Genomic DNA, 20,160 nt, shown 5'->3' with positions numbered 1-20,160 from the left:
AACCCCTTCCGTTTCTCTAATTGGCCCGATTAACAAGCAGCGTGGAGTATACGCGTTCGCGCTCCTGATTTTGCACAATGATGGTGTACCATCCTGCTTTGGGCAGTGTAACCTTGAAGTCTTTGCTGATCAGTTCTTTATAGGTCACTCGGGTGGCGATGTATTTCATCTGTCCTTCGCGCACCAGACCCGGGAAATAATAAATGTCGTACGTGCCGAGTTCGTTCTCCAGCTTGGTTCCGCCAGCGGTCTCGATCGTACGGAAGTTGTTCACATTGAACGTGACTGTACCTGTATTCACGATTGCTGTTTCGGATTCGGTATCCGACAACGGAATGCCATTGGCCGTAACAAACATGCCATCTGTCGAACGAACAAACACCGTTTGCAACGCGTAGCCTGCATTGCCGAGCTGGTCCTTCGCGGTGTAACGAATGGTGTGTTTACCCGTCACCGTCAGGTTCAGAGGTTTCTCCACGTATTGTCCGCCTTCCAGAACATATTCCGCAGCCGTCACCTGAATCTGCTCCGCAGATGTGAGATTGTCACTCACTGTGTATCCACCCAGATCGGTGACCAGATCGAAGCCTGGTTTGTTTTGCAGAACCGTTGTGGAAGCTTTGTTCAGACGGATCGTTGGTGCCGTGTTATCCAGACCCGCAATCGTAAAGTTGACCTGTTTCTTGTTACCAAGTACGTCTGAAAGTAAAATCGAATGCTCGCCATTGCTGGCGTAGTCGGCGCTAAAGTTCGCTACCGGGGTTGCCCCCGCATAGATCGTATTGCCTTCCACTACAGATGATGGCATCACAAGACCTACACGCACTTTGCCTTTGGAATAGGCTTGATCGCCGATCTGCACCAGCTTGCTGTCATCGATGGTCTGTCCGTCGTTGTCTACTCGAACCATCGTAATCTCTTCTACAGCCGGGATCGATCCAACGAGTGTTGTAATCGCATCGGACTCCAGCTTTGCATTGTTCCCTGCGGCATCTGCCAATGAGAAGCGTGCTTTACTGCCCGAAGTCATGACTAATGAAGATTGGTTCGTCCCCGAGCTATTGGACACCACCTGGTAATCCTGAACTTGTCCCTGTTTCGGCAGCACTTGCGCCACAATCAGATTAGACGCGATCACATTACCTGTTGTCGGTGCTGCGAAATGAGTAAATTCTCCGTTTGCATTGTATCCATCACCCGCGCTATCCACGACAGCAGTACCACTACCGTAACGGATCAACGCTTTGAGATCGGGATGGTTGTAGTGCATGACAATATCTGCTTCCGGCGGCGTGGTATCAATGTTGCTCACCGTTGCTGTCACACTGCCTGTAAAGCCAACCGCATCTTCGTACTCAAACGTGAATTCTCCGTTCTCGCGGAACGTTTTGGACGACGTTGGCAGATTCGTGATGCGGATCGGTTCACTCGATTGCAAACTTACTTTAACTGTGCCATTCGTTGCCGCAATCGTGGAATACTTCACATTCACCATTGGCGGCGTATCATCGAAGTTGGAGACTACGATGAACACCGTTGCTGTATTGCTGCCATCCTTCACGGTGAAGGAGTAACTTCCGTTACGGTATATTTTGAATCGTTTGTTCGCCTCCAGCGTTTCCGGCATTTCCGGGTTGCTGTTTGTTGGCTTCACAGTCTTCCCATCAACGAGGTCGAACAGGATCTCTTGTCCTTCGTTCTGCCCACCATCCTGCAACTTCTCGCCTCCGCGAACCGACATGATCTGCTCCAATGAAGCAAGCCCATATGCAGGGGCATCCTGAAGCTCGATCTCAGGTGTTACGATATCGCTGATATTGTCGTAGTAACCTTTGAATTTGACTCGAACCTGTGACTTGAGTTGTCCCGAATCATTCGTATCAACAGGAACGCCGACATAGTTCGTATACGGCAGCCAAGTGCTCCAATTGTCTCCGCCATTGGTGGAAACGGAATAGAAGTAACCTTCCTGTGCTGGCACATCAACCGTCAGTTCCATAATGGCGGTATACCCGTTATCTCCCGGACCTTCCGTCCGAATCAAACGCGCGCTGCCAACAGGTGGTTCACTGCTCAGATAAAACACGGAGAACAGACCACTTGTGTGGTAAAGCTTACTGTTACCCAAGCTATCGCTGGCATGGACGTACAGACGGTAAGTACCGTTGTCCTTTTTGTTATCTACCTGCAAAGTGATCAAACGATCCGCAGGCGACATGCTCCAGCCCTTGCCTTCCGGATCTGGTTCCTTCTCGTCTTGCCCATCAACCACCTTGACCCATTGGTAACGAATGTTCTTGGCTGCAACGCCGTTAAAGTCCACCAGCGTGTCAGACACATCAATCTGTACCGTCTGCTCTGGCATCGGATACAGGTATCCCTGCGAACCAAATTTTGTGACAGGTGGCAGATGGTCGAATTTGTACTCCTGATAATAGTAGTAAAAACGCCCGGTATCTTGCTGCTTGATGCGCACATGGGCGTACCAGGTCCCGTTCAACGTTTTGTCGGCAGGGAAGCTGTAGCGCTCAGCGGGTACATCCCCCAGCTTTGTTTCCTTCGGTGCATCCTCAAAAGCAGTCCATTTGCTGTTGCCCACAGGACGTTCAGAGCTTTCACTGTATTGATATTCAATCGTATCGATCGGAACACCGGCTACGGTGAAGTCGGGTCCGTCATTAATCGCATAGATACCCGGATAGGCTTTGAACTTGGTTGAGATGACAAGCACATCGACTGCTTTGGGATCGGCAGTAGCTGAATGGCCTGCCACATCCTCGGCTTTGGCATGCAGCTCGTATTGTCCGCCTTTGGAGATCGCCGGATCATTCAATGTTGATATCTCAGCTTCACCTTGTGCGTTCAGCTCAGCATCCTGCCACCCGGAAGCGACAGGGCTCTTGCCCGCTGCCACGAACTGGTATTGCACCTTGTTATTTTTAATAGAAGAAGTCGGATCAGCGGCCTTAACCGTAATCTTCACATTGTCGGAGTTATTGTCCACGATGTTTGCAACTTCAACGGTTGGATCGTCATTGTCAATCTTCAACAGGCCGACATGGTACGACCAATTGGAATCATCCTGTTTGAAATCGGCCAAAGGCCACTGCGTCGTATTGCCGTAATCGGACAGATTCGGCAGAATGTTTGACCGATAATATTCCTCCAACTCAGCAGGTGTGGCATCCGGATGTTGGGCAAGGTAAGCCGCACGTTCGTTGCTGCCTTTGTCGTATTGCATCCGCTGACGTGCCGAGTCCCAACTCATATCCGCAGTCCACGTATGCAAGTACCAGTTCCCGTTCAAATCTTTACCGTCATCAGGTAGTTCTACTGTCACGCCATTCTGTCCGGTAGACAATACAACATCCTGGAAACCAGATGTATACAGTTCATCGGAAGGCTGCTTCTGTGTCAGGGAATACCGTTTCACAGCGGCAAAGTTGTCGTTTTGCCCAGCGAAGGGATCATTCGGACTCTGGTTCAGCACATAATACACGAGCCCTGAACCACTGCCTGGACGGAACAATCCTTTGCTCGTCTGGCCGTTCAAGTCCGGATCGAATGCATTGATCGTGAATGATCCATTTCCTACGTATTGCCCTTCGGGAATGATTTCTCCGTCCTGATTCTCATAGACAAAATTAACTTCAGGTGCCGTGTTGTCCACAGACAATCCAGCCCAATCAATCTTCTTGACTGGCTCAGTAAGCACGTTACCGGCGTAATCCGTCAACGCCTTCCCGTCGCCAGGATTGCTGGCATGCTCCAAGGCAGCAGTCTCCAGCAATGACGTTTCGATGCTCTTGCCATCTGGAACCGTCATACGGAACGTCCATGTATTTGTGTTCTGGCCGCCAACATATGCGGCGGTCAAGCCGTTGGCAAACTTGAGTCGTGTATCCTCAGTCGGAGTAAACGCGCTGATCACCTGTTCGTTAAGGTACACGGTAAAATCAACAACGTCGCCCTTGTTCAGCACAAGTCCCGTTAGTACTTCAGGCTGTACGCCATTGCGGGATGCTGAGTACTGCGGTACGCGTGCGTCAATAATGGTACGGAACGTACCGCCCGGGTTCTCGTTATCGGCAAAAGGAACTGTTCCAATGCCATTAAAAGCTGCAACGGGATTACCCGCACCATCACTAAAGCCTGCTGCATTCATTCGTTCCAGCAATGTTGGACGGTCCTCCTCCGAGGGCGCGATCAGGCGCTTCGGATCAATAGGAATGTTGCCAGTGCTATCATTTAACGCAGCCTGATAACGAAAGTTAAAGGTGGAGCGTGCATGACTGTTCCGATCCAGTCCCCCCGCCACAAAGTCACCGTATCGGCTATCTGCACTCGTTAGATAATAAACGGACGGATCGAAACCGTCTCCACCCGGATTACTGAACAGTTCGGTACGCATGAAGCTGAATTTGCCATCAATTCGGTCAGAGGCATCCTCTGCAAAATTTGGAAACACCGGCTCGCTGAAGTTCAGCGCCAGGTTGATGTTGCTCCCTTGCTTCAGGAACAATTCGTTCTTCTGTACTGCTGGATCGGCATTGAATCGAACTGCCCCTGTATGGGTCAGTGTGTTGCCGTTGTATGTAGGAGGGGTGATATCCGCGAAATACAATTCGATGTCGCTCGCGCCTTTAAAGAAACCTCCCATTGTAATTTCGATGGTATCGTTAGGTCCGAAAGCGATCCACGAAGAGTTCACTGATCCGCCAGTAATATCGTCAAATTTGGATTTACCGTTGATAAGAACTCCAAAAACTGCGCTACTCAATAACGTATCAACCGTTCCAATTTTCAAAAGCATTCTGGCTTGACCAGGCTCAGCCAAACGTCGAAGTGTCGGATTGTCAGCCACCAAAATCTTTGCGGTTAACGCACCAAAGCCATCTGCTTGAATATGTCCCGCACTTAAAGCTTTAATATTATCTTTTTTCGTTGAAGTACCCGGCGCACCAGCAGCAAAAATACCAAAGCTGTTCGCCTCGAACTTTTTAATATTATTGTTCCAGGAAGACATGTCTTCCTGATTGATGATTTTACCACCGCCATTCGGAATAAAAATATCCGTGTACTCCGCAGCTGCGGAAACGGTCGGCAGGTGTGGCCAGCTCACAGACGTCAACGTCAGCAAGGCAGCAAGCAGGCAGATTGATAACTTTTTGAACATGCGAGATTCCCCTTTTTCCCCGTTATGTATTCGACTTTTTCATCAGCTTGCGAATATCTTCGATCGTTACACAGATATGAATGCCAGTCATTGTCCGGAACGAACCGGAGATTAATCCGATCACGCGACCCTCTTCATTTAACAAAGGACCACCCGACATGCCCGCAGACACCTGCGCGGAAGTCAGCAAGCGAATGACATCGTTCACCTCGGCGGTTGGGGCATTCACGATGCCCTCCGTAATGATCTTGCCATCCTTCAGCGGGTAACCAATTGCAAACGATCGTTGCCCATATCTTGTAGGCTGCTTGTCCCCTGAGAGGGTAAGGACCGGACGTTTTTTGCTATTCTGCACAGACAGCATAGCCACATCGGTTTCCGTGTCAGCGCTCAGAACCGTTATCTTTTCAATGGAACCATCTTCAAATACAGCTTCGAAAGAAACCCCGTCCTTCACAACATGGGCTGCTGTAAGTGCTCTACCATTACCTATCAGAAAACCTGTACCTACCGTTTTGAGCGTTCCGTCCTTGCGATACGCTTTCAAGTAAAAGACAGCTTGCGCCGCGGACTGATACACTTTTTCAGCCCCCGATACGGCCACTTGTCCGGTTCCTGCGGCTTTGGCAACGGATACACCTGTATATCCATTCAGACATGCCACAGCAATCAGTACAGCCAGCAAGCCAATCATCTGACGCCGCAAACGCCATGATGTGATGCTCCTCTTCATTTCTCTCAACTCCATCAGCCCATAGTCGCGCAAAGATAGGTCTTTTGGTGCTTTTTCTGCGTCCGTTCGACATATCTTGCTTCCGCATTATAATGGATCACAATAAACAAGCAATAAACAGAAAAAAATTTGTCGAAATGTGATTGCGCCCCCCAGAGATATTCGCTACAATGCCGATAGAATACAAGAGATTTTGTCCGAAGCTACCAAAGGATTGAACAATCTCTAAAGGAGCAGCATTTCGTGTTATTAAAAATTTCAGGCGTTGTCCTGACTGTTGTACTTGCCATTACCGTACTGCTGCTGTCAACGATCAGAGAACCACAATCTGCTGCGCTTCATGCCCGTCAAGGTGTTCTGGATCTCTCGGTCTGGAACCCTGAACAAGACGAGCGGATCAAGCTGGACGGGGAGTGGGAATTTTACTGGGAGCAATTGCTTCCTGACGAATCTGTAACATCGCATCAGGCTGGTCCAAAGAAAGCACCCGACACCTATGCAACCGTTCCCGGCTCCTGGAATCGACTTAAAGTGGATGGCGAACGACTGCCAACCCACGGCTTTGCCACGTATCGACTGGTGCTGCGTAATGCACCTGTTGAAGGAACGCTGGCGATCAAAAAAATGAACATTCGTTTTGCCAGCGAGATCTACATCAATGGCAACAAGTTGCTGGAAGATGGGCATGCCGTGGCAAAATCCGCAGGTTACCGACCAGGAAACTCCCCCCAGATTGGCTTTTTCCCCTATCATGGCGGTGACATAGAGATCTTGATCCGGGTGGCTAATTATGATTACACGGACTCTGGCATTCCGGGTCCACTCTTTTTCGGCGAACAAGCAGCCATGTTGAAAAAACATCAAGTCAACACAGCTATCGAATTCGGCACGCTAGCTGTACTGGGTACCATTTCGATCATATTCCTCATCAGTTACCTGGGGTCTGCACTCTACCGAAACAGGGACGATTCCCTGCTGCTGATTGGTCTAATCTGTCTGCTGTATGCACTCTATAACGGCATGATCAGCGAACGTGTGTTATCCATGGCGGGCACGGAAATCTCCTTTAGCACGCTCTATAAATTAAAAGATTTCTGCTCTGTGGCATGTCTGAGCTTGTTAACCTTTTACTTCTACCGATTCAAAACAGGCATCCTGTCCGGTTTGCTCACGGCGGTGATGCTGATCATCTTCGGAGCATACTTATGCATGGTCGCGTTCCTGCCTATTTCCATCTATGGGCTGGCTGCACCTTACGTCGTCGTTATGTACACGTTGATGCTGCTCTGGTTGCTGTATCAATGTGCAAAACAGTTCCTAACCAGTGAGAAGGGCGAACGGCTGTCTACTTTTCTGTGGTACGCAGCTCTCTTAAGCATCATGCTGTACTGTCTGGACATCAATCTCTTCTCGATCTCGCTCAAGGAAAACATGAATATCGGGCAGGCTTCCATTGTCCTGTTCAGCATCCTGATGCTGTTTCTGGCGGTGCTTCGGTTCTTCGAGGCCTATCGTACGGTCCGCACGCTCAAAGATCAGCTGCTCTTGCTGGACAAAGTAAAGGACGACTTCCTGTCCAATACTTCGCATGAGCTCAAAACACCGCTGAACGCGATTGTCAACATCAGTGAAAGTCTGCTTAAAGGCGCAGAAGGTCCCCTTACCGATGAGCAAGCGCACAATCTGGCGATCGTGACGGGAAGTGGCAGACGATTAACCTATCTGGTCGATGAATTGCTGGATTATTCGAAAATGAAACATGGCGACATCCCGCTCCACCGGTCTTCGACCGACCTGTACTCGTTTGTCGAATCGGTCATGCGTATGCACTCCTTCCTGCTTGGCGCGAAAAAGGTGGAGCTTATCAACCGCATCCCGGTGCATTTCCCGCCGATCCATGCAGACGGCAATCGACTGATTCAGATTTTGCATAATCTGATCGGCAATGCAGTTAAGTTCACGGAACGTGGCACGGTAAGTATCAAAGCTGCGATTGTGCAAGGCAAAGCGGAAATACGCATTGTGGATACCGGACGTGGTATCGGTACGGACAAGCTGGAGCATATCTTCCTGCCGTTCGAGCAGGAAGCAGACACGGGGCCAGTCGTTGCTGGAGGCACCGGTCTAGGACTGAGCATTACGCGCAAGCTGGTCGAGTTACATGGGGGAAGCATTCATGCGGAATCAGCACCCGGCATGGGTGCCACGTTCATCCTGACGTTCCCGCTGGCAGAGAAAAAAGGAGAGAAACGTTCCAACGTCATGCCGCTTACCATCGCTCCTACAGGTCCTGGTCATCGGCTACTCCGGTTCGAAGAACCAACGATTGTACAAGGGAATAAAGATGAATGGATCATCGTTGTGGATGACGACTCAGCTAATTTGCAGACGATTGTTAATCTCTTGAAGCTGGAAGGATACAGTTATGCGGTCACTTCAAGCTCCCCTTCCGTACTGGAGCTGCTGGACAAGCTACCTACTGTGCATCTCGTCATTGCTGATATCATGATGCCCGACATGTCAGGTTACGAATTGCTGGAACGGATCAGGGAGCGCTTCTCCCCTTCCGAGTTGCCTGTACTCATGCTGACGGCGAGCAATAAAGCTAATCAATTGAAGCTGGCCTTGGGGAAAGGCGCCAATGATTTTGTATCCAAGCCGTTCGAATCGGAGGAACTGCTGGCACGGATCGGCGGTTTGACTCGGATGAAAACATCCGTCCAAGCTGCGCGAGATGCGGAAATATCCTTTTTGCGGTCACAGATGAACCCACACTTTCTGTATAACGCCCTGAATGCCATTGCCGAATTGTGCGTGGATGCGCCGAATCGGGCAGAACAATTGATTTTGCAATTATCGAGTTACTTAAGACGCAGTGTGCACTTTAAACATCTGGACTCAAAAACCAGCTTGATGAACGAACTGGAGATGATCGAGGCATACGTAGCGATTGAGCAAGCCCGCTTTGGCTCAAGGTTGGAGGTCATTATCGACGTGGATGCGGACGTGAACCGGAACATGGACATTCCACCGCTCACGTTACAGCCCCTGATCGAAAATGCGATTCGGCATGGGCTGATGTCCAGCATTCGCGGTGGCCGGGTCATGTTATCTATCCGCAATCTGAATGATACGGAAACACGTTTCACCATCGAGGACAACGGAATCGGCATAACCAAGCAACGGATGGACGAAATTCGGCAATCCACAGACGGCAGTAAAGGTGTTGGCCTATGGAATATTTCCAGCCGGTTGAACCTGCTGTATGGCAGACACCTTCAGATGGAAAGTCTGGACGGCGAGGGAACGCGGATTACATTTGATCTTCCAAATCAACGTCTAAGCACAGATGGGAATGGGGGTTATGAATCATGATGAAAGTCATCATCGTGGATGATGAGGATTTGTCGCTGAAGCGACTGAATCGTATTTTGACAGAAAGTGGAGAAGTTGAGGTATCTCGTGCATTTCATGACCCGGAGGAAGCCTGTGAATATGCGGCAGAGAATAGCTTCGATGCGGCATTTCTGGACATTACGATGCCTCGCATCTCGGGTATGCAACTCATTGGTGAATTGCGTAAACATCACCCTTCGCTTCCCATTGTGCTAGTGACCGGTTATGAGGAATATGCAGTGCAGGCTTTCGACAAAGAAGTGATCGATTACGTCATCAAGCCGGTCACGGCTGAGCGACTGAACCGCAGCATCAAGCGATTGCAGGAAAAGCTTCACAAGTCCGTGACAACACCTGAATTAGCGGTACCTGGACCCAAACTGAACGTTCGTCTGTTCGGTGAATTCACTGTGTTTGGCGGTGCCGGAGCAGACAGTCCCATCAAGCTTAGAACGCCCAAGACGGAAGAGTTACTTGCATTCTTGCTGTATACCAAATCGACTACCCGCGATGCCTTGGCCGATACGTTATGGAAGGACCTCAGTCCGCAGAAAGCCTGGACCAACATCAATTCCACACTGTACTATGTGCGACGTGCCATCGGTGATAACAGTGACGTGCCGATCATTCTCAAGGACAGAAACGGTATCCGTATCGACCGGGAAGCGATTAACTGTGATCTGTACGAGTTCGAGGCTTTGTTCCGGCAGATGCGTCAGGCATCGGCACATCGCCCCGAGCTCTTCGAGCGGATGGATACGTTGTATACGGGTGAACTTCTGAAAGGAAGGCATTATGAGTGGGCTTTCGCGTGGTCCAGACAGCTGGAGCTGGATTTCATCATGACGATGGAAACTGCTGCCCACTATCATGCGAAGGCAGGCGAGCCGTTACGGGCGCTGTATTATTTTGAACGTATCCTCCAGATTGATTCGATTCGGGAAGATATTCATCGTGAGATCATCCTGTTGTATCTGTCACTTGGACGAAGAACCGAAGCGCAGCGCCAGTATCTGGTGCTGGAGGAATTGCTCCAAGAGGAGCTTGGCTCCAGTCCGGCAGCGGATATCAAACAACTGTTGCGGCAATCATGAAACAGCAAAAAAGCCCATGCTTGGCAAACTGAACTGCTCCCATCATAGTTTTCTATGGTCTACTATGATAGGGAGCGCTCAGTGTTGCTTTAGGCTTGGGCTTTTTGCAATAGTTGAACGTTCATTCGTCCTTGCAGGATGATTTTACATCACCATTGTCTAGAATCAATTACTCATTTATAAGTTTTTCTGTATTAAGGGTAAAGCCTTCAATCACGACATCTTCGTCCACTTCAATCATAATGCAACGTCTGCCCTGATAATTCACCTGCTTCACATATCTCAGGTCTTGCGGGCTAACCGAAATCGTAGCAACCTTGGTCTCAATCTTAATAGACTTGGACGTAAACTTCGGCATAACACTGGTTGCCTTCATCTCATAGTTCTTGTTATCAACGATGGTTTCGAAGGCACGTTCTACTTTCTCCGTTGTCAGATCCTCTATACCGCTTGCGGTCAGTACACGTTCCAGATCTTTATAATCCAGCTTTGGAGGTTCTTCCTCATGGGACTCTTCGTTAATCTCGATGACTCGGTTGATCTCCTCGTATACATGTGCAATGGTGGCTGAATCGAGCTGTTCACCGGCCACTTCCTTGACGATATCTTCGAAGATCGCCCGTTCTTCTAGTGCGGTAACGGATCTTTCTCCATTCAATACATTTTCAACAAAATGCGGATCCGGGAAATTAGATTTCCCTGTACAATACAGTACACGATTCACATCGGAGTAGTTGTCCGTTACGCTAGGGTACAAGAATCCTTGCTCTGGCGTGCTTAATTTGATAATCGGATCTACAATGATGTTGTATTTGAATTCTCTCTCCACGTAATCAAACAAGAGTGTCTTCCGCTGTTTCTCCGTAGAGTTCACGCTGCACAGAATGAACGGATGGGCGAACACCTCATTCTTCTCACTCTCTTCCGTGGCTTCGTTTCTAGCCTTGGTTGGCAGATAATACTGTCCACGCACAAACGTAGCTACCATATCCCGCTCAAACTTCGTATCCACCAACATTCGATCCACGAGCAGCAACATCAGATCCTGCCATTCATCCGGATCACCTGTAACCAGAGCCTGGTGAAGCAGTACCTGAGCCGGGTCCTCCGCCGCTTCCTGGAACTTCAATTCGAATAACTTCTGATCCAAATCACCTGTCAGCAATTTTTTGAAATTGCCCATGTACAGTTCCTGCTTCTCTCTGTCCACCAGTTCGAACGGGTGACGCTCCCAGTGATAGACCTCATTGGTTTCCTTCGTAATATACACGTTGAGAATATCGTAAATATTCAGTAGATCGTGATCGAGTTTAAACTGCTTGCGTATATGCGCGACTTCTTTTTTATTCATATTGGATTCGGCAACTCCTTAGATATGTTTCTGGCTTTATTAGTATAAAGGATCGACAGAAAATTTGTTGACTAAGTTGTAGCTTGACGGTTACTAGATTTCAGTTACCCAAGTACGTGATATTCATAAGAACACAAAAAGGGAGGCACTCTCTACATTCATACGAGCACCTCCTGCATGTGTTACATCTCCTGATGTTCAAGTCTGTTACAGTGATTCCATTAACATCTTACATATTTACGCTTGAACCCCGTCCGCCCTTTTTCCACAGCCTTTTGGATATTCTCAGAGGCATTCAGCAGCTTGCTCTTGGGCATGTCCTTGTTCACTTCGACAGGTCCCACAGCCTGAGCTGTCTCCACCGCCTGATCGTGCAACGGTTGATAGGATGTCGCAACGGTATACAGGAAGTTGTTCATCGAATATTTCGTTCGTTCCGGCGATTCGTGAATCGTCTTTTTCACCTGTTCCAGCATCTCCATCAGTTTATTCTCCGAAAACTCAGCATCCTTTCGACTGCCGAGCAACCAACAGTAACAGCTCCATCCTGCTGACATTTTCAGCTCATCTCCGCTCGCGATCCACTTATCCGAAACTGCTTGAGCAATATCCGTCTCTGCCAATGTGACGGCAACGATGAAGTCAGAGATCATGTAAAAATAAGCAACGTCAATCCAACGGTCAAAATCCGCTTCCGTCATCGCTTGAGGATCGGCAATCACACCCGCAAAGTACATCGCATCATAATTCCCCGTCGCGTATAGTTGCTCTGCCAAAGGTTGATCCTTTCTGATCCGCTTCGCCATTGGTTTCATCGCCCCGGTTGCCACCCCAAATAGCGGTTCATGCGCACCATTGGAGATATAGATTTTTTTCGTTCGTTCTTTGCCCAGCGCTTCAAGCTCCTGCATTACTTCATCTAGATTCATTTCACAACACTCCCAATCCTATAAATTATATATCTGATCATATCAAACAGACACTTATGTTTAACGAAAAACCGATGGAAAATCGCACATTATCCAATGCGTACCATTCTGCCATATGCATAATCATTCCGGCGAGATTATTACCTTTCGTATGAGGGGTTCATCATTGGGTTATTTTTCCTAAAAAAACTGAATACTATTCAAATTTCCCTGTTGCTCTGACAACCTGTTCGAGCATTATCATCGATCATAACATCTATACCACTGTTTCGCACAGCTCCCTGAAAAGATAGATATAACTTCTTCGCAGACAGGCATTTTTCCTTTCTTATGCTTCTACCAGCAACTTCTGTATACCTGCCTAGAGCCTGATTGGAAGAGCTAATTCCCGCAGCACAAGCGGAGCAACATATGTCCATGTTCAAGCAACGTTGAGCTATGGCAGGAAACGTCGCTCATCGTTTATGTTCAGTTTAGTGTTGTTAACAAAACCGAGATGAGGAAGGATGCGAGAGCATGAGCAACAATCAAGTGTTAGGCTTTGCCCCTGCCCTGGGCTGGAATTCGTGGAATACCTTTACGTGGGATATTAACGAACAATTAATTCGGGATGTCGCTGATGTGTTTGTATCGGAAGGTTATCTGGCTGCTGGCTACGAGTACATTGTCATTGATGATTGCTGGAGCCTGAAGGAACGTGATGCGAGTGGCAATCTGGTGGCTGACCCGGAGAAATTCCCGAGTGGAATGAGAGCGCTTTCTGATTATATCCATAGCAAAGGACTAAAGTTCGGCATGTATTCATGCGTGGGTACACATACATGTGCCGGGTATCCAGGCAGCTTCGAGCATGAATTCCAGGATGCTGCCCTTTTTGCCGAATGGGGTGTTGATTATTTGAAGTATGATTACTGCTTCAAGCCGCGCCATATCTCAGGAGAGCTGCTGTACAAACGGATGAGCCTTGCGCTCAAAAACTGCGGACGCGATATCCTGTTCTCCGCCTGCAACTGGGGAGCCGACGATGTATACGATTGGATTCGGGAATCGGGCGCTCATATGTACCGCTCCACCGGCGATATCCGCGACAATTGGGATTCAGTGAAGGAACTTGCCCTGTCCCAATTGGGAAAACAAAGCTACACCGGCTCCTTCTGCCATAACGACATGGATATGCTGATTGTTGGTATGTACGGTGGAAGCAATAATGATTATATTGGCAGCATCGGCGGATGCAACGACGTCGAATATAAAACCCACTTCTCACTCTGGTCCATGATGGGTTCACCGCTAATGATTGGATGTGACGTGCGTAAGGCTAACCAGGTTACAAAGGATATTCTCCTGAATCCTGACCTAATCGCTATCAATCAGGATGTAGAAGCACGCGGAGCTTACCGCATTAAACCAGAACCACAATGGTTTCATACAGACGATGTATTTATGCTGGTGAAGGTACTCACAGATGGTGACCTGGCTATTGGCTTCTTCAACCTGAGCGACAGCCAGCGGGAATTGTCTTTGCAATTTTGGGATATGGGTCTGCCTTACGCTGCCGGTTATGCGCTGTCCCTGTATGACTGCTGGGAACATCAAGAGCTTGGTGTGTTCCGTGAACGCTTCGCTCCCGTTATCGCAGCACATGATTGTTTAGTTGTGCGTGCCAAACTGGTGAAATAGATGGCTCAACATCGCCTGTGCACCTCCTGTCAGGTTCCGCTCTCTTCAGACGATGTGGGCATCTACCTCAAATTGATCTCGCGCTCTGCCCAGCAATTTCTGTGCATTGATTGTATAGGAGTGAAGCTGAACTGTGGACGTGAGCCTATTGAGAAGCTGATCCGTTATTTCCGAGAGTCCGGGAACTGCGCCCTGTTCCGTTAACGTTATGCCTTGGTCCGGTGCAGCGTCATGTACGCGGTTGGCGTGTGTGAAGTGGCTTTCTTGAATACTTTGGAAAAATATAACGGGTCATTGTAGCCGACAGAATAGGCTACCGATTGAATCGGCAGGCCCGACGTCTTCAGCAGTTCACAGGCACGTCCGATTCGGCAGGATGTAATATACTCCAAAACAGACTTGCTGGTTGCTGCCTTAAACAGACGAAACAAATAACTGCGCTCCAGATTAACTGCCTTTACGATCTCCGTGACGGTCAATGTCGGCTTCCAGTAGTTCTGCTCGATGTACTTTCTCGCCAGCCAGACATAATCCTTGGCGTCTACCTGCGGCTCCTTCGGATAATATTCCATATAGTAGGAGAGCAACAGACGCAAACGCGCATCCGCCCGCAGTAATTCATAGGACGATGCACCCGCGTTCCAGGCAAGGTGAAAAAAAGGCTGCAGCGTCTCCGGCGAGACCGTCACCACGGGTTGTACCTCTGAGAGCTGTGTCAGCCCCAGTAACCGCCCGGCATCCTCACCGCTAAACTCCACCCAGACGTACTCCCATGGATCTTGCGGGTCTGGATAATAGTAAATCTCTTTTTGCGGAAATATGATAAAGCTTTCCCCCGTAACGAGCCGAAAAACCCGGCCGCCTGTCTCCAGCGTCCCTTGGCCGCGGATAATATAGTGCAGCGCATAAACGTCACGTACACCTGGCCCCCATTGGTGAGCGTTGGCCGGCTTGTGACCACCGCTGATAAAATACAAATTACTGGCTCTACTGCTCTCATGCCAAATCGGATTCAACCTTGATTCCCCCTTTCTAATGCCACGTTGATCAGATGTTCGGTAACGCTTACACGCTAAATCCAGAGAGGAGAATGTTGTATGCTTAGAATGGTCACGGTAGAACATGGACAAGTGCAAGGACTGCCCGCGGCGGACCCGCGGATTACCAGCTTCAAGGGGATTCCTTTTGCCGCACCTCCTGTAGGTGAGAACCGCTGGCGCGCTCCCCAGCCGCAGTCGAACTGGGAAGGTGTACTGCAAGCTTTTGATTTTGCCCCCATCTCCATGCAAGCCCCAACTGTCATCGATGATAACAATATCTATACCCGCGAATGGGCCGTTGATCCCGACCTGCCCATGGACGAGGATTGTCTGTATCTGAATGTCTGGACACCAGCCAAGCGCACGGACGAGAAGCTACCTGTCTTTGTCTGGTATTTTGGCGGGGGCCTGCAAGTCGGCCATACGGCCGAAATGGAATTTGATGGCGAGCGAATCGCTCGCAGAGGTATTGTCGTTGTAACGATTAATTATCGGCTGAATGCCTTTGGCTTCCTCTGTCATCCTGAGATTAGTGCCGAATCCCCCCATGCACCCGCCAACTTTGGTCATCTCGATCAGCAAGCAGGTACCCAGTGGGTCAAACGCAACATTGCCGCCTTTGGCGGTGATCCAGACCAGATCACCATCGGCGGACAGTCGGCTGGCGGAGGAAGTGTACTCAGCCAGATGACCTCTCCGCAAAATAAAGGCTTGTTCCAGCGAGCCGTCATCATGAGCGGTATAGCTACCGAGTTGTACCCGAAGGTCCGCGTGCCATCTGTCCGTTCCACACTAAGGGATGCAGAGCAAGCAGGGGTTGAATTTTTCGGCTTCCTGGGCGTATCTTCCCTGGCTGAGGCGAGACAACTGGACGCTGAATATCTCCGTGACAAAGCACTCGAATACAAAAGCTTCTGGGGAACCGTTATCGACGAACAATTCTGCGCAGGTGATCCGTTTACTCGTTTTGTCCAGCAGGAGCGCGAGGCGATACCCGTAATGCTGGGGCATACGTCTTCCGAATTTTGGACCCGTCCCGCCGCAGCCAATCTGGAAGAACTGAAGCAGATGGCTGTGGAGTTGTTTGGCGAGGATGCTCCTGCCTTTTTGCAGCTATGTGAGGCTGATTCCGGCCAAATCGAACATGCTCTGCAACAAGCATCGGTCCGCATGATCCAACATGCCATTCTGCTCGCCATCCGCGCGAACAGCGGTCATCCGTCTGAAACACCTCTCTACTATTATAACTTCGACGCCGAGATTCCGGGCTGGGACCAACCAGGCACTTTTCACTCCGTTGATCTGTGGTTCTTCTTCGAAACACTCGCCAAATGCTGGCGGCCATTCACAGGCAAGCATTATGATCTGGCTCGTCAGATGTGTAATTATTTATCCAATTTTATTGCTACAGGTGACCCAAACGGCTCGGACTCCACCGGAAAGCTGATGCCTCATTGGACTCCTTGTACTGCGGAACAGCCGTATCTCATGGAATTTGGCGATCAGGCTCAATTACAGAAGGCTGAGCCCGGACCGATGCTTGCATTTCTAATTGAACAATATTTCAAGAAACAGAATCCACCTGTTGTTTAAAACATGAGGTTTGCCCTCTCGCGATATATGTAAGAGCCATGCTGTCGCATGGCTCTTTTTGTATAGTGTGAATGGTAGAGCGATGTTCTTTCGCCTATGCCTATCTAGCAAGCTTCTCCACTACAGCAGTCTAAGGTAACAAAATTAGACAGCAAGATGGATTCCACGAACACTCAGCATCATTTCAAGAGATCCGTTATATATGAGTCTGTGTTGGTTTGTTTATGATGACAGGTAGCATAATCTGTAGTGAAAAGATATCCTTTTCCTGCGACACCGTCAACGTCCCGTTATGCTGCTGGATCATTTTCTGACAACTAACGAGCCCGATTTCGTTGCTATCTTTCTTTTTGCCAACATGTTTAATCTTATTCTCCACCGCAAGAATGACCCATTGTTGCTTCAAAGAAACCTGGATATGAACGGGATGCCCTGGATCGGCGTATTTTCGAATATTTGAAAATATGTTATCCATTACGCGACGCATGGCGACCAGATTGATTTCCAGCAAAAACTCCTCATGATGTGCATCTGTCTGAACCTGCACATCTATATCATCCAAAACCACTAATTGCTCATCTATGAGTTGATCGATAAGTGCTCTGCCCTCATACATTTCAAATTCTACTTCCTCTTCTTCAGCGGCAGAGGATACCGTAAAATATTCGAATAGTTTGTCCGACAGCACTTTGATCTGATAGGCCTTCTCCCGGCTATTATGAATATACTGCAACAGATCCTCATGTGTCTTATATTTGTTAAGCTCTATGATATCCATATATCCTAATAGAATCGTGAGTGGCGTACGCAAATCATGGGAGATCGCCGTGATCAATTCACGGTTGGCCATCCTGACCCTCTCCTCGCTGTCCAGCCGCTCCACAAATGATTTCCTCATCTCATCAATACTCTGGGCCAGAGATGACAGTTCATCCTTTCCCGATATCGTAATCGAATAATCCAAATTTCCACCTTCGAGTATTTTGATCTCTTGTTCAAGCACGCCAATATAAGATGTTTTCTTATTAATCATCAGTAGAAAGGAAACAATAAACACAATGGCCGCTATGAAAACACCAATAATCAGAATGAGGTTGTAGTATTGATACTCATAAAAGCTAACCAAGTATATCTGGGCATCCTGATCCGCAAAATGGATAGTGGTGATGGGTATTTTTGATGGCACGAATTGAGTTAACAGTTCTTCATTAATGGCAGGATCAATCTCCGTGTTGGAGGAAAATATCAATTTGTCTTTTGCAAAAATATATAGATTTAAGTAGCGCTCATGTCTTATCCAAGCAGACAATTGCTCATGATCACGGGTTGACACGTTCTGGTTATCCACAAATGCTTCGAATCGATCCAGCGCATCTTGCTGCCTGTTCTCTACAAAAGTGGATTTGCTTAAATAACTATCCAATACAGTCTCGCCAACAACTTGTAAAATAACGAGTGCACTTATGGAAATGACCAAAGAAATGACAACCGCCAGAACCAGTTTAATCTTCAGCTTTTTTCCGATTAATAATCTATTCAATTTTGTACCCCTTCCCCCAAACGGTCTTCACATATTTAGGGTTCTGCGGGTCATCCTCCAGTTTGCCTCTCAAGTTACGAATATGAACCATCACTGTGTTATTACACGTATAAAAGTAGGGTTGCCCCCAAACACTCTCATATATATTTTCTGCCGAGAATACCTTTCGTCGCTTCTTAGCCAACAGCAGCAAAATCTGGTATTCAATTTCAGTTAGAGCAATCTCCTTCTCTCCAACAAACACGGTTTTTGAATCCTGATGGACGGTAAGATCCTTAACGATAATTTGGTCCTGTTCTTCGGTCTTCTCCTTGCCCCGATATACATAATACCTCCGCAGTAGAGCCTTCACCCTCGAAACGAGTTCTGTATAGGAAAAGGGTTTGGACAAAAAGTCATCACTGCCTGAGGAAAAGGCCAATTGTTTGTCAGAATCCTGCGTTTTCGCTGTGAGAAACAGGATCGGTGCGCTTGTTTTTTCTCGAATCTCCAGACACGCCTTCAGCCCCGATTTATTGGGCATCATCATATCCAAAATAATGAGATCCGTCTCTTCGTTCACTTGATCAATCGCATCTTGACCATCTATCGCTTCAATCACTTCATAATTCTCACTCTCTAACAAAATCCTTACGATTTCACGAATTTCACTGTTATCATCAGCAATTAGAATTTTCTTGCTCATCTGATCCCTCCGTCTAATTTCAGTATAATATGCGCTATTAGCGACTACCAGCAAATACAATCGACTTAAGAATTCTTCAGAAGTTATGTAGGTATCTCTTAATAATTTCGTCTTATACTGTAAATATGTAGAAGTTATTACACAAAGGGGTCGTCAGGAATGCCACAAACTTCGAAAAAAGTAATGATTAACATATTGTTGGGTCTGTTCATCATGTTGTCCATTGGTCTACTGGTGTATTATTCTCCTGCCCTTATTAAAATCATGTCTTCCATGGACAACTTCAGAGCGTATATTCACTCAACAGGCCATTGGGGTCCGGTCATGTTTATTTTATTCCAGATTCTTCAGATCGTGGTTGCACCCATTCCAGGAGAAGTGGTACAGATTGCAGGCGGTTATATCTATGGGGTTACACTTGGGTCCTTGTATACTACAATAGGTTTGATTATAGGCTCAGCGATTGCTTTTTATTTCACTCGTTTTATCGGTCGCGCTTATATTTCACGGCTAATGCAAAAGAAAAATAATAAGTGGATGTCGTTAATTCATGATGAGAAGAAGTTCTCCGCTTTTTTATTCATCTTTTTCGTAATTCCCGGCTTACCCAAAGACATGCTTGTATTTGTCGCCGCACTTACATCGATTAGTTCGTTTAGGTTCTTCACGATCCTTATCGTCGGTCGTCTGCCATGGATCATCGCATCTACCGTTGTAGGGTCCACAATTCATATGCAACAATACACAATCGCCATTATTATTTCTGTTATCGCTGTAATCGGGTTTGTACTCGGTTATATCTATAGGGAGAAATTGGTGGGATTGTTCTCCCGGTCAGACAGTACCAAAGCCAAAGCCAAACCCAAGGCTATACCCAGTTATAGTACGAATAGGGAGTCTCGTAAAATAAAAAGAGATACAACATGAACAAAGCCAATCTATT

Annotated in this window: 13 protein-coding genes; 6 read left to right on the top strand and 7 right to left on the bottom strand. The window is 48.0% G+C overall.

The features are described 5' to 3' along the window. Positions 1-16 precede the first annotated feature (16 nt). Together MHB43_RS04460 and MHB43_RS04455 are read right to left on the bottom strand one after the other, a co-directional pair. Positions 17-5,176 carry a hypothetical protein gene (locus MHB43_RS04460; protein WP_405131429.1) on the bottom strand — a complete coding sequence of 1,720 codons (5,160 nt, stop codon included), beginning with the start codon at positions 5,174-5,176 and terminating at the stop codon, positions 17-19. A 22-nt stretch (positions 5,177-5,198) separates the two neighbouring features. Next, a complete protein-coding gene (locus MHB43_RS04455; protein ID WP_405131428.1) occupies positions 5,199-5,909 on the bottom strand; it encodes a serine protease in 711 nt (236 codons plus the stop codon). A 243-nt stretch (positions 5,910-6,152) separates the two neighbouring features. On the opposite strand from MHB43_RS04455, the gene MHB43_RS04450 reads away from it, so the two are divergent. Continuing rightward, complete coding sequence (locus MHB43_RS04450) at positions 6,153-9,284, top strand: ATP-binding protein (protein WP_405131427.1); 3,132 nt, start codon at positions 6,153-6,155, stop codon at positions 9,282-9,284. Continuing rightward, a complete protein-coding gene (locus tag MHB43_RS04445) occupies positions 9,281-10,399 on the top strand; it encodes a response regulator (RefSeq protein ID WP_405131426.1) in 1,119 nt (372 codons plus the stop codon). The genes MHB43_RS04450 and MHB43_RS04445 overlap by 4 nt, the downstream gene beginning before the upstream one ends. Positions 10,400-10,568: 169 nt before the next feature. Here MHB43_RS04445 and MHB43_RS04440 read toward each other — a convergent pair whose 3' ends face one another. Then, a complete protein-coding gene (locus MHB43_RS04440; protein ID WP_036668338.1) occupies positions 10,569-11,750 on the bottom strand; it encodes a DUF4317 domain-containing protein in 1,182 nt (393 codons plus the stop codon). A 221-nt stretch (positions 11,751-11,971) separates the two neighbouring features. Further along, the gene (locus tag MHB43_RS04435) at positions 11,972-12,679 is read right to left on the bottom strand and encodes a DNA alkylation repair protein (protein WP_405131425.1); all 708 of its coding nucleotides are present in this window, start codon (positions 12,677-12,679) and stop codon (positions 11,972-11,974) included. Positions 12,680-13,195: 516 nt separating this feature from the next. On the opposite strand from MHB43_RS04435, the gene MHB43_RS04430 reads away from it, so the two are divergent. Continuing rightward, positions 13,196-14,359 (top strand): glycoside hydrolase family 27 protein, encoded by a 1,164-nt coding sequence (locus MHB43_RS04430; protein ID WP_405131424.1) that lies wholly within the window; start codon positions 13,196-13,198, stop codon positions 14,357-14,359. Further along, on the top strand, positions 14,360-14,563 hold the full coding sequence (locus tag MHB43_RS04425) for a hypothetical protein (RefSeq protein ID WP_074093540.1): 204 nt from the start codon (positions 14,360-14,362) through the stop codon (positions 14,561-14,563). It begins immediately after the preceding gene. Between the two features lie 2 nt (positions 14,564-14,565). Here the strand turns inward: MHB43_RS04425 and MHB43_RS04420 are convergent, their stop codons facing one another. Beyond that, a complete protein-coding gene (locus tag MHB43_RS04420) occupies positions 14,566-15,375 on the bottom strand; it encodes an AraC family transcriptional regulator (protein WP_405131423.1) in 810 nt (269 codons plus the stop codon). Between the two features lie 81 nt (positions 15,376-15,456). Between MHB43_RS04420 and MHB43_RS04415 the strand changes: the two genes are divergently transcribed. Beyond that, positions 15,457-16,992, top strand: a complete 1,536-nt coding sequence (locus MHB43_RS04415; RefSeq protein WP_405131422.1) for a carboxylesterase/lipase family protein — start codon at positions 15,457-15,459, stop codon at positions 16,990-16,992. Positions 16,993-17,188: 196 nt separating this feature from the next. Here the strand turns inward: MHB43_RS04415 and MHB43_RS04410 are convergent, their stop codons facing one another. Together MHB43_RS04410 and MHB43_RS04405 are read right to left on the bottom strand one after the other, a co-directional pair. Then, positions 17,189-18,532, bottom strand: coding sequence for a histidine kinase dimerization/phospho-acceptor domain-containing protein (locus tag MHB43_RS04410; protein WP_405131421.1), 1,344 nt, complete (start codon positions 18,530-18,532; stop codon positions 17,189-17,191). Beyond that, positions 18,525-19,217 carry a response regulator transcription factor gene (locus MHB43_RS04405; protein ID WP_405131420.1) on the bottom strand — a complete coding sequence of 231 codons (693 nt, stop codon included), beginning with the start codon at positions 19,215-19,217 and terminating at the stop codon, positions 18,525-18,527. Before MHB43_RS04405 ends, MHB43_RS04410 begins: the two co-directional genes overlap by 8 nt. 159 nt (positions 19,218-19,376) lie before the next feature. Here MHB43_RS04405 and MHB43_RS04400 point away from each other — a divergent pair, with 159 nt between their 5' ends. Then, positions 19,377-20,144, top strand: coding sequence for a TVP38/TMEM64 family protein (locus MHB43_RS04400; RefSeq protein WP_076253799.1), 768 nt, complete (start codon positions 19,377-19,379; stop codon positions 20,142-20,144). The last annotated feature ends 16 nt before the right edge of the window (positions 20,145-20,160 follow it).

It is taken from the genome of Paenibacillus sp. FSL H8-0317 (assembly GCF_045040685.1).
GTDB lineage: Bacteria > Bacillota > Bacilli > Paenibacillales > Paenibacillaceae > Paenibacillus.
The sequence above is the reverse complement of the archived record's forward strand: the minus strand, read 5'-3'. Positions and strand labels throughout refer to the sequence as shown.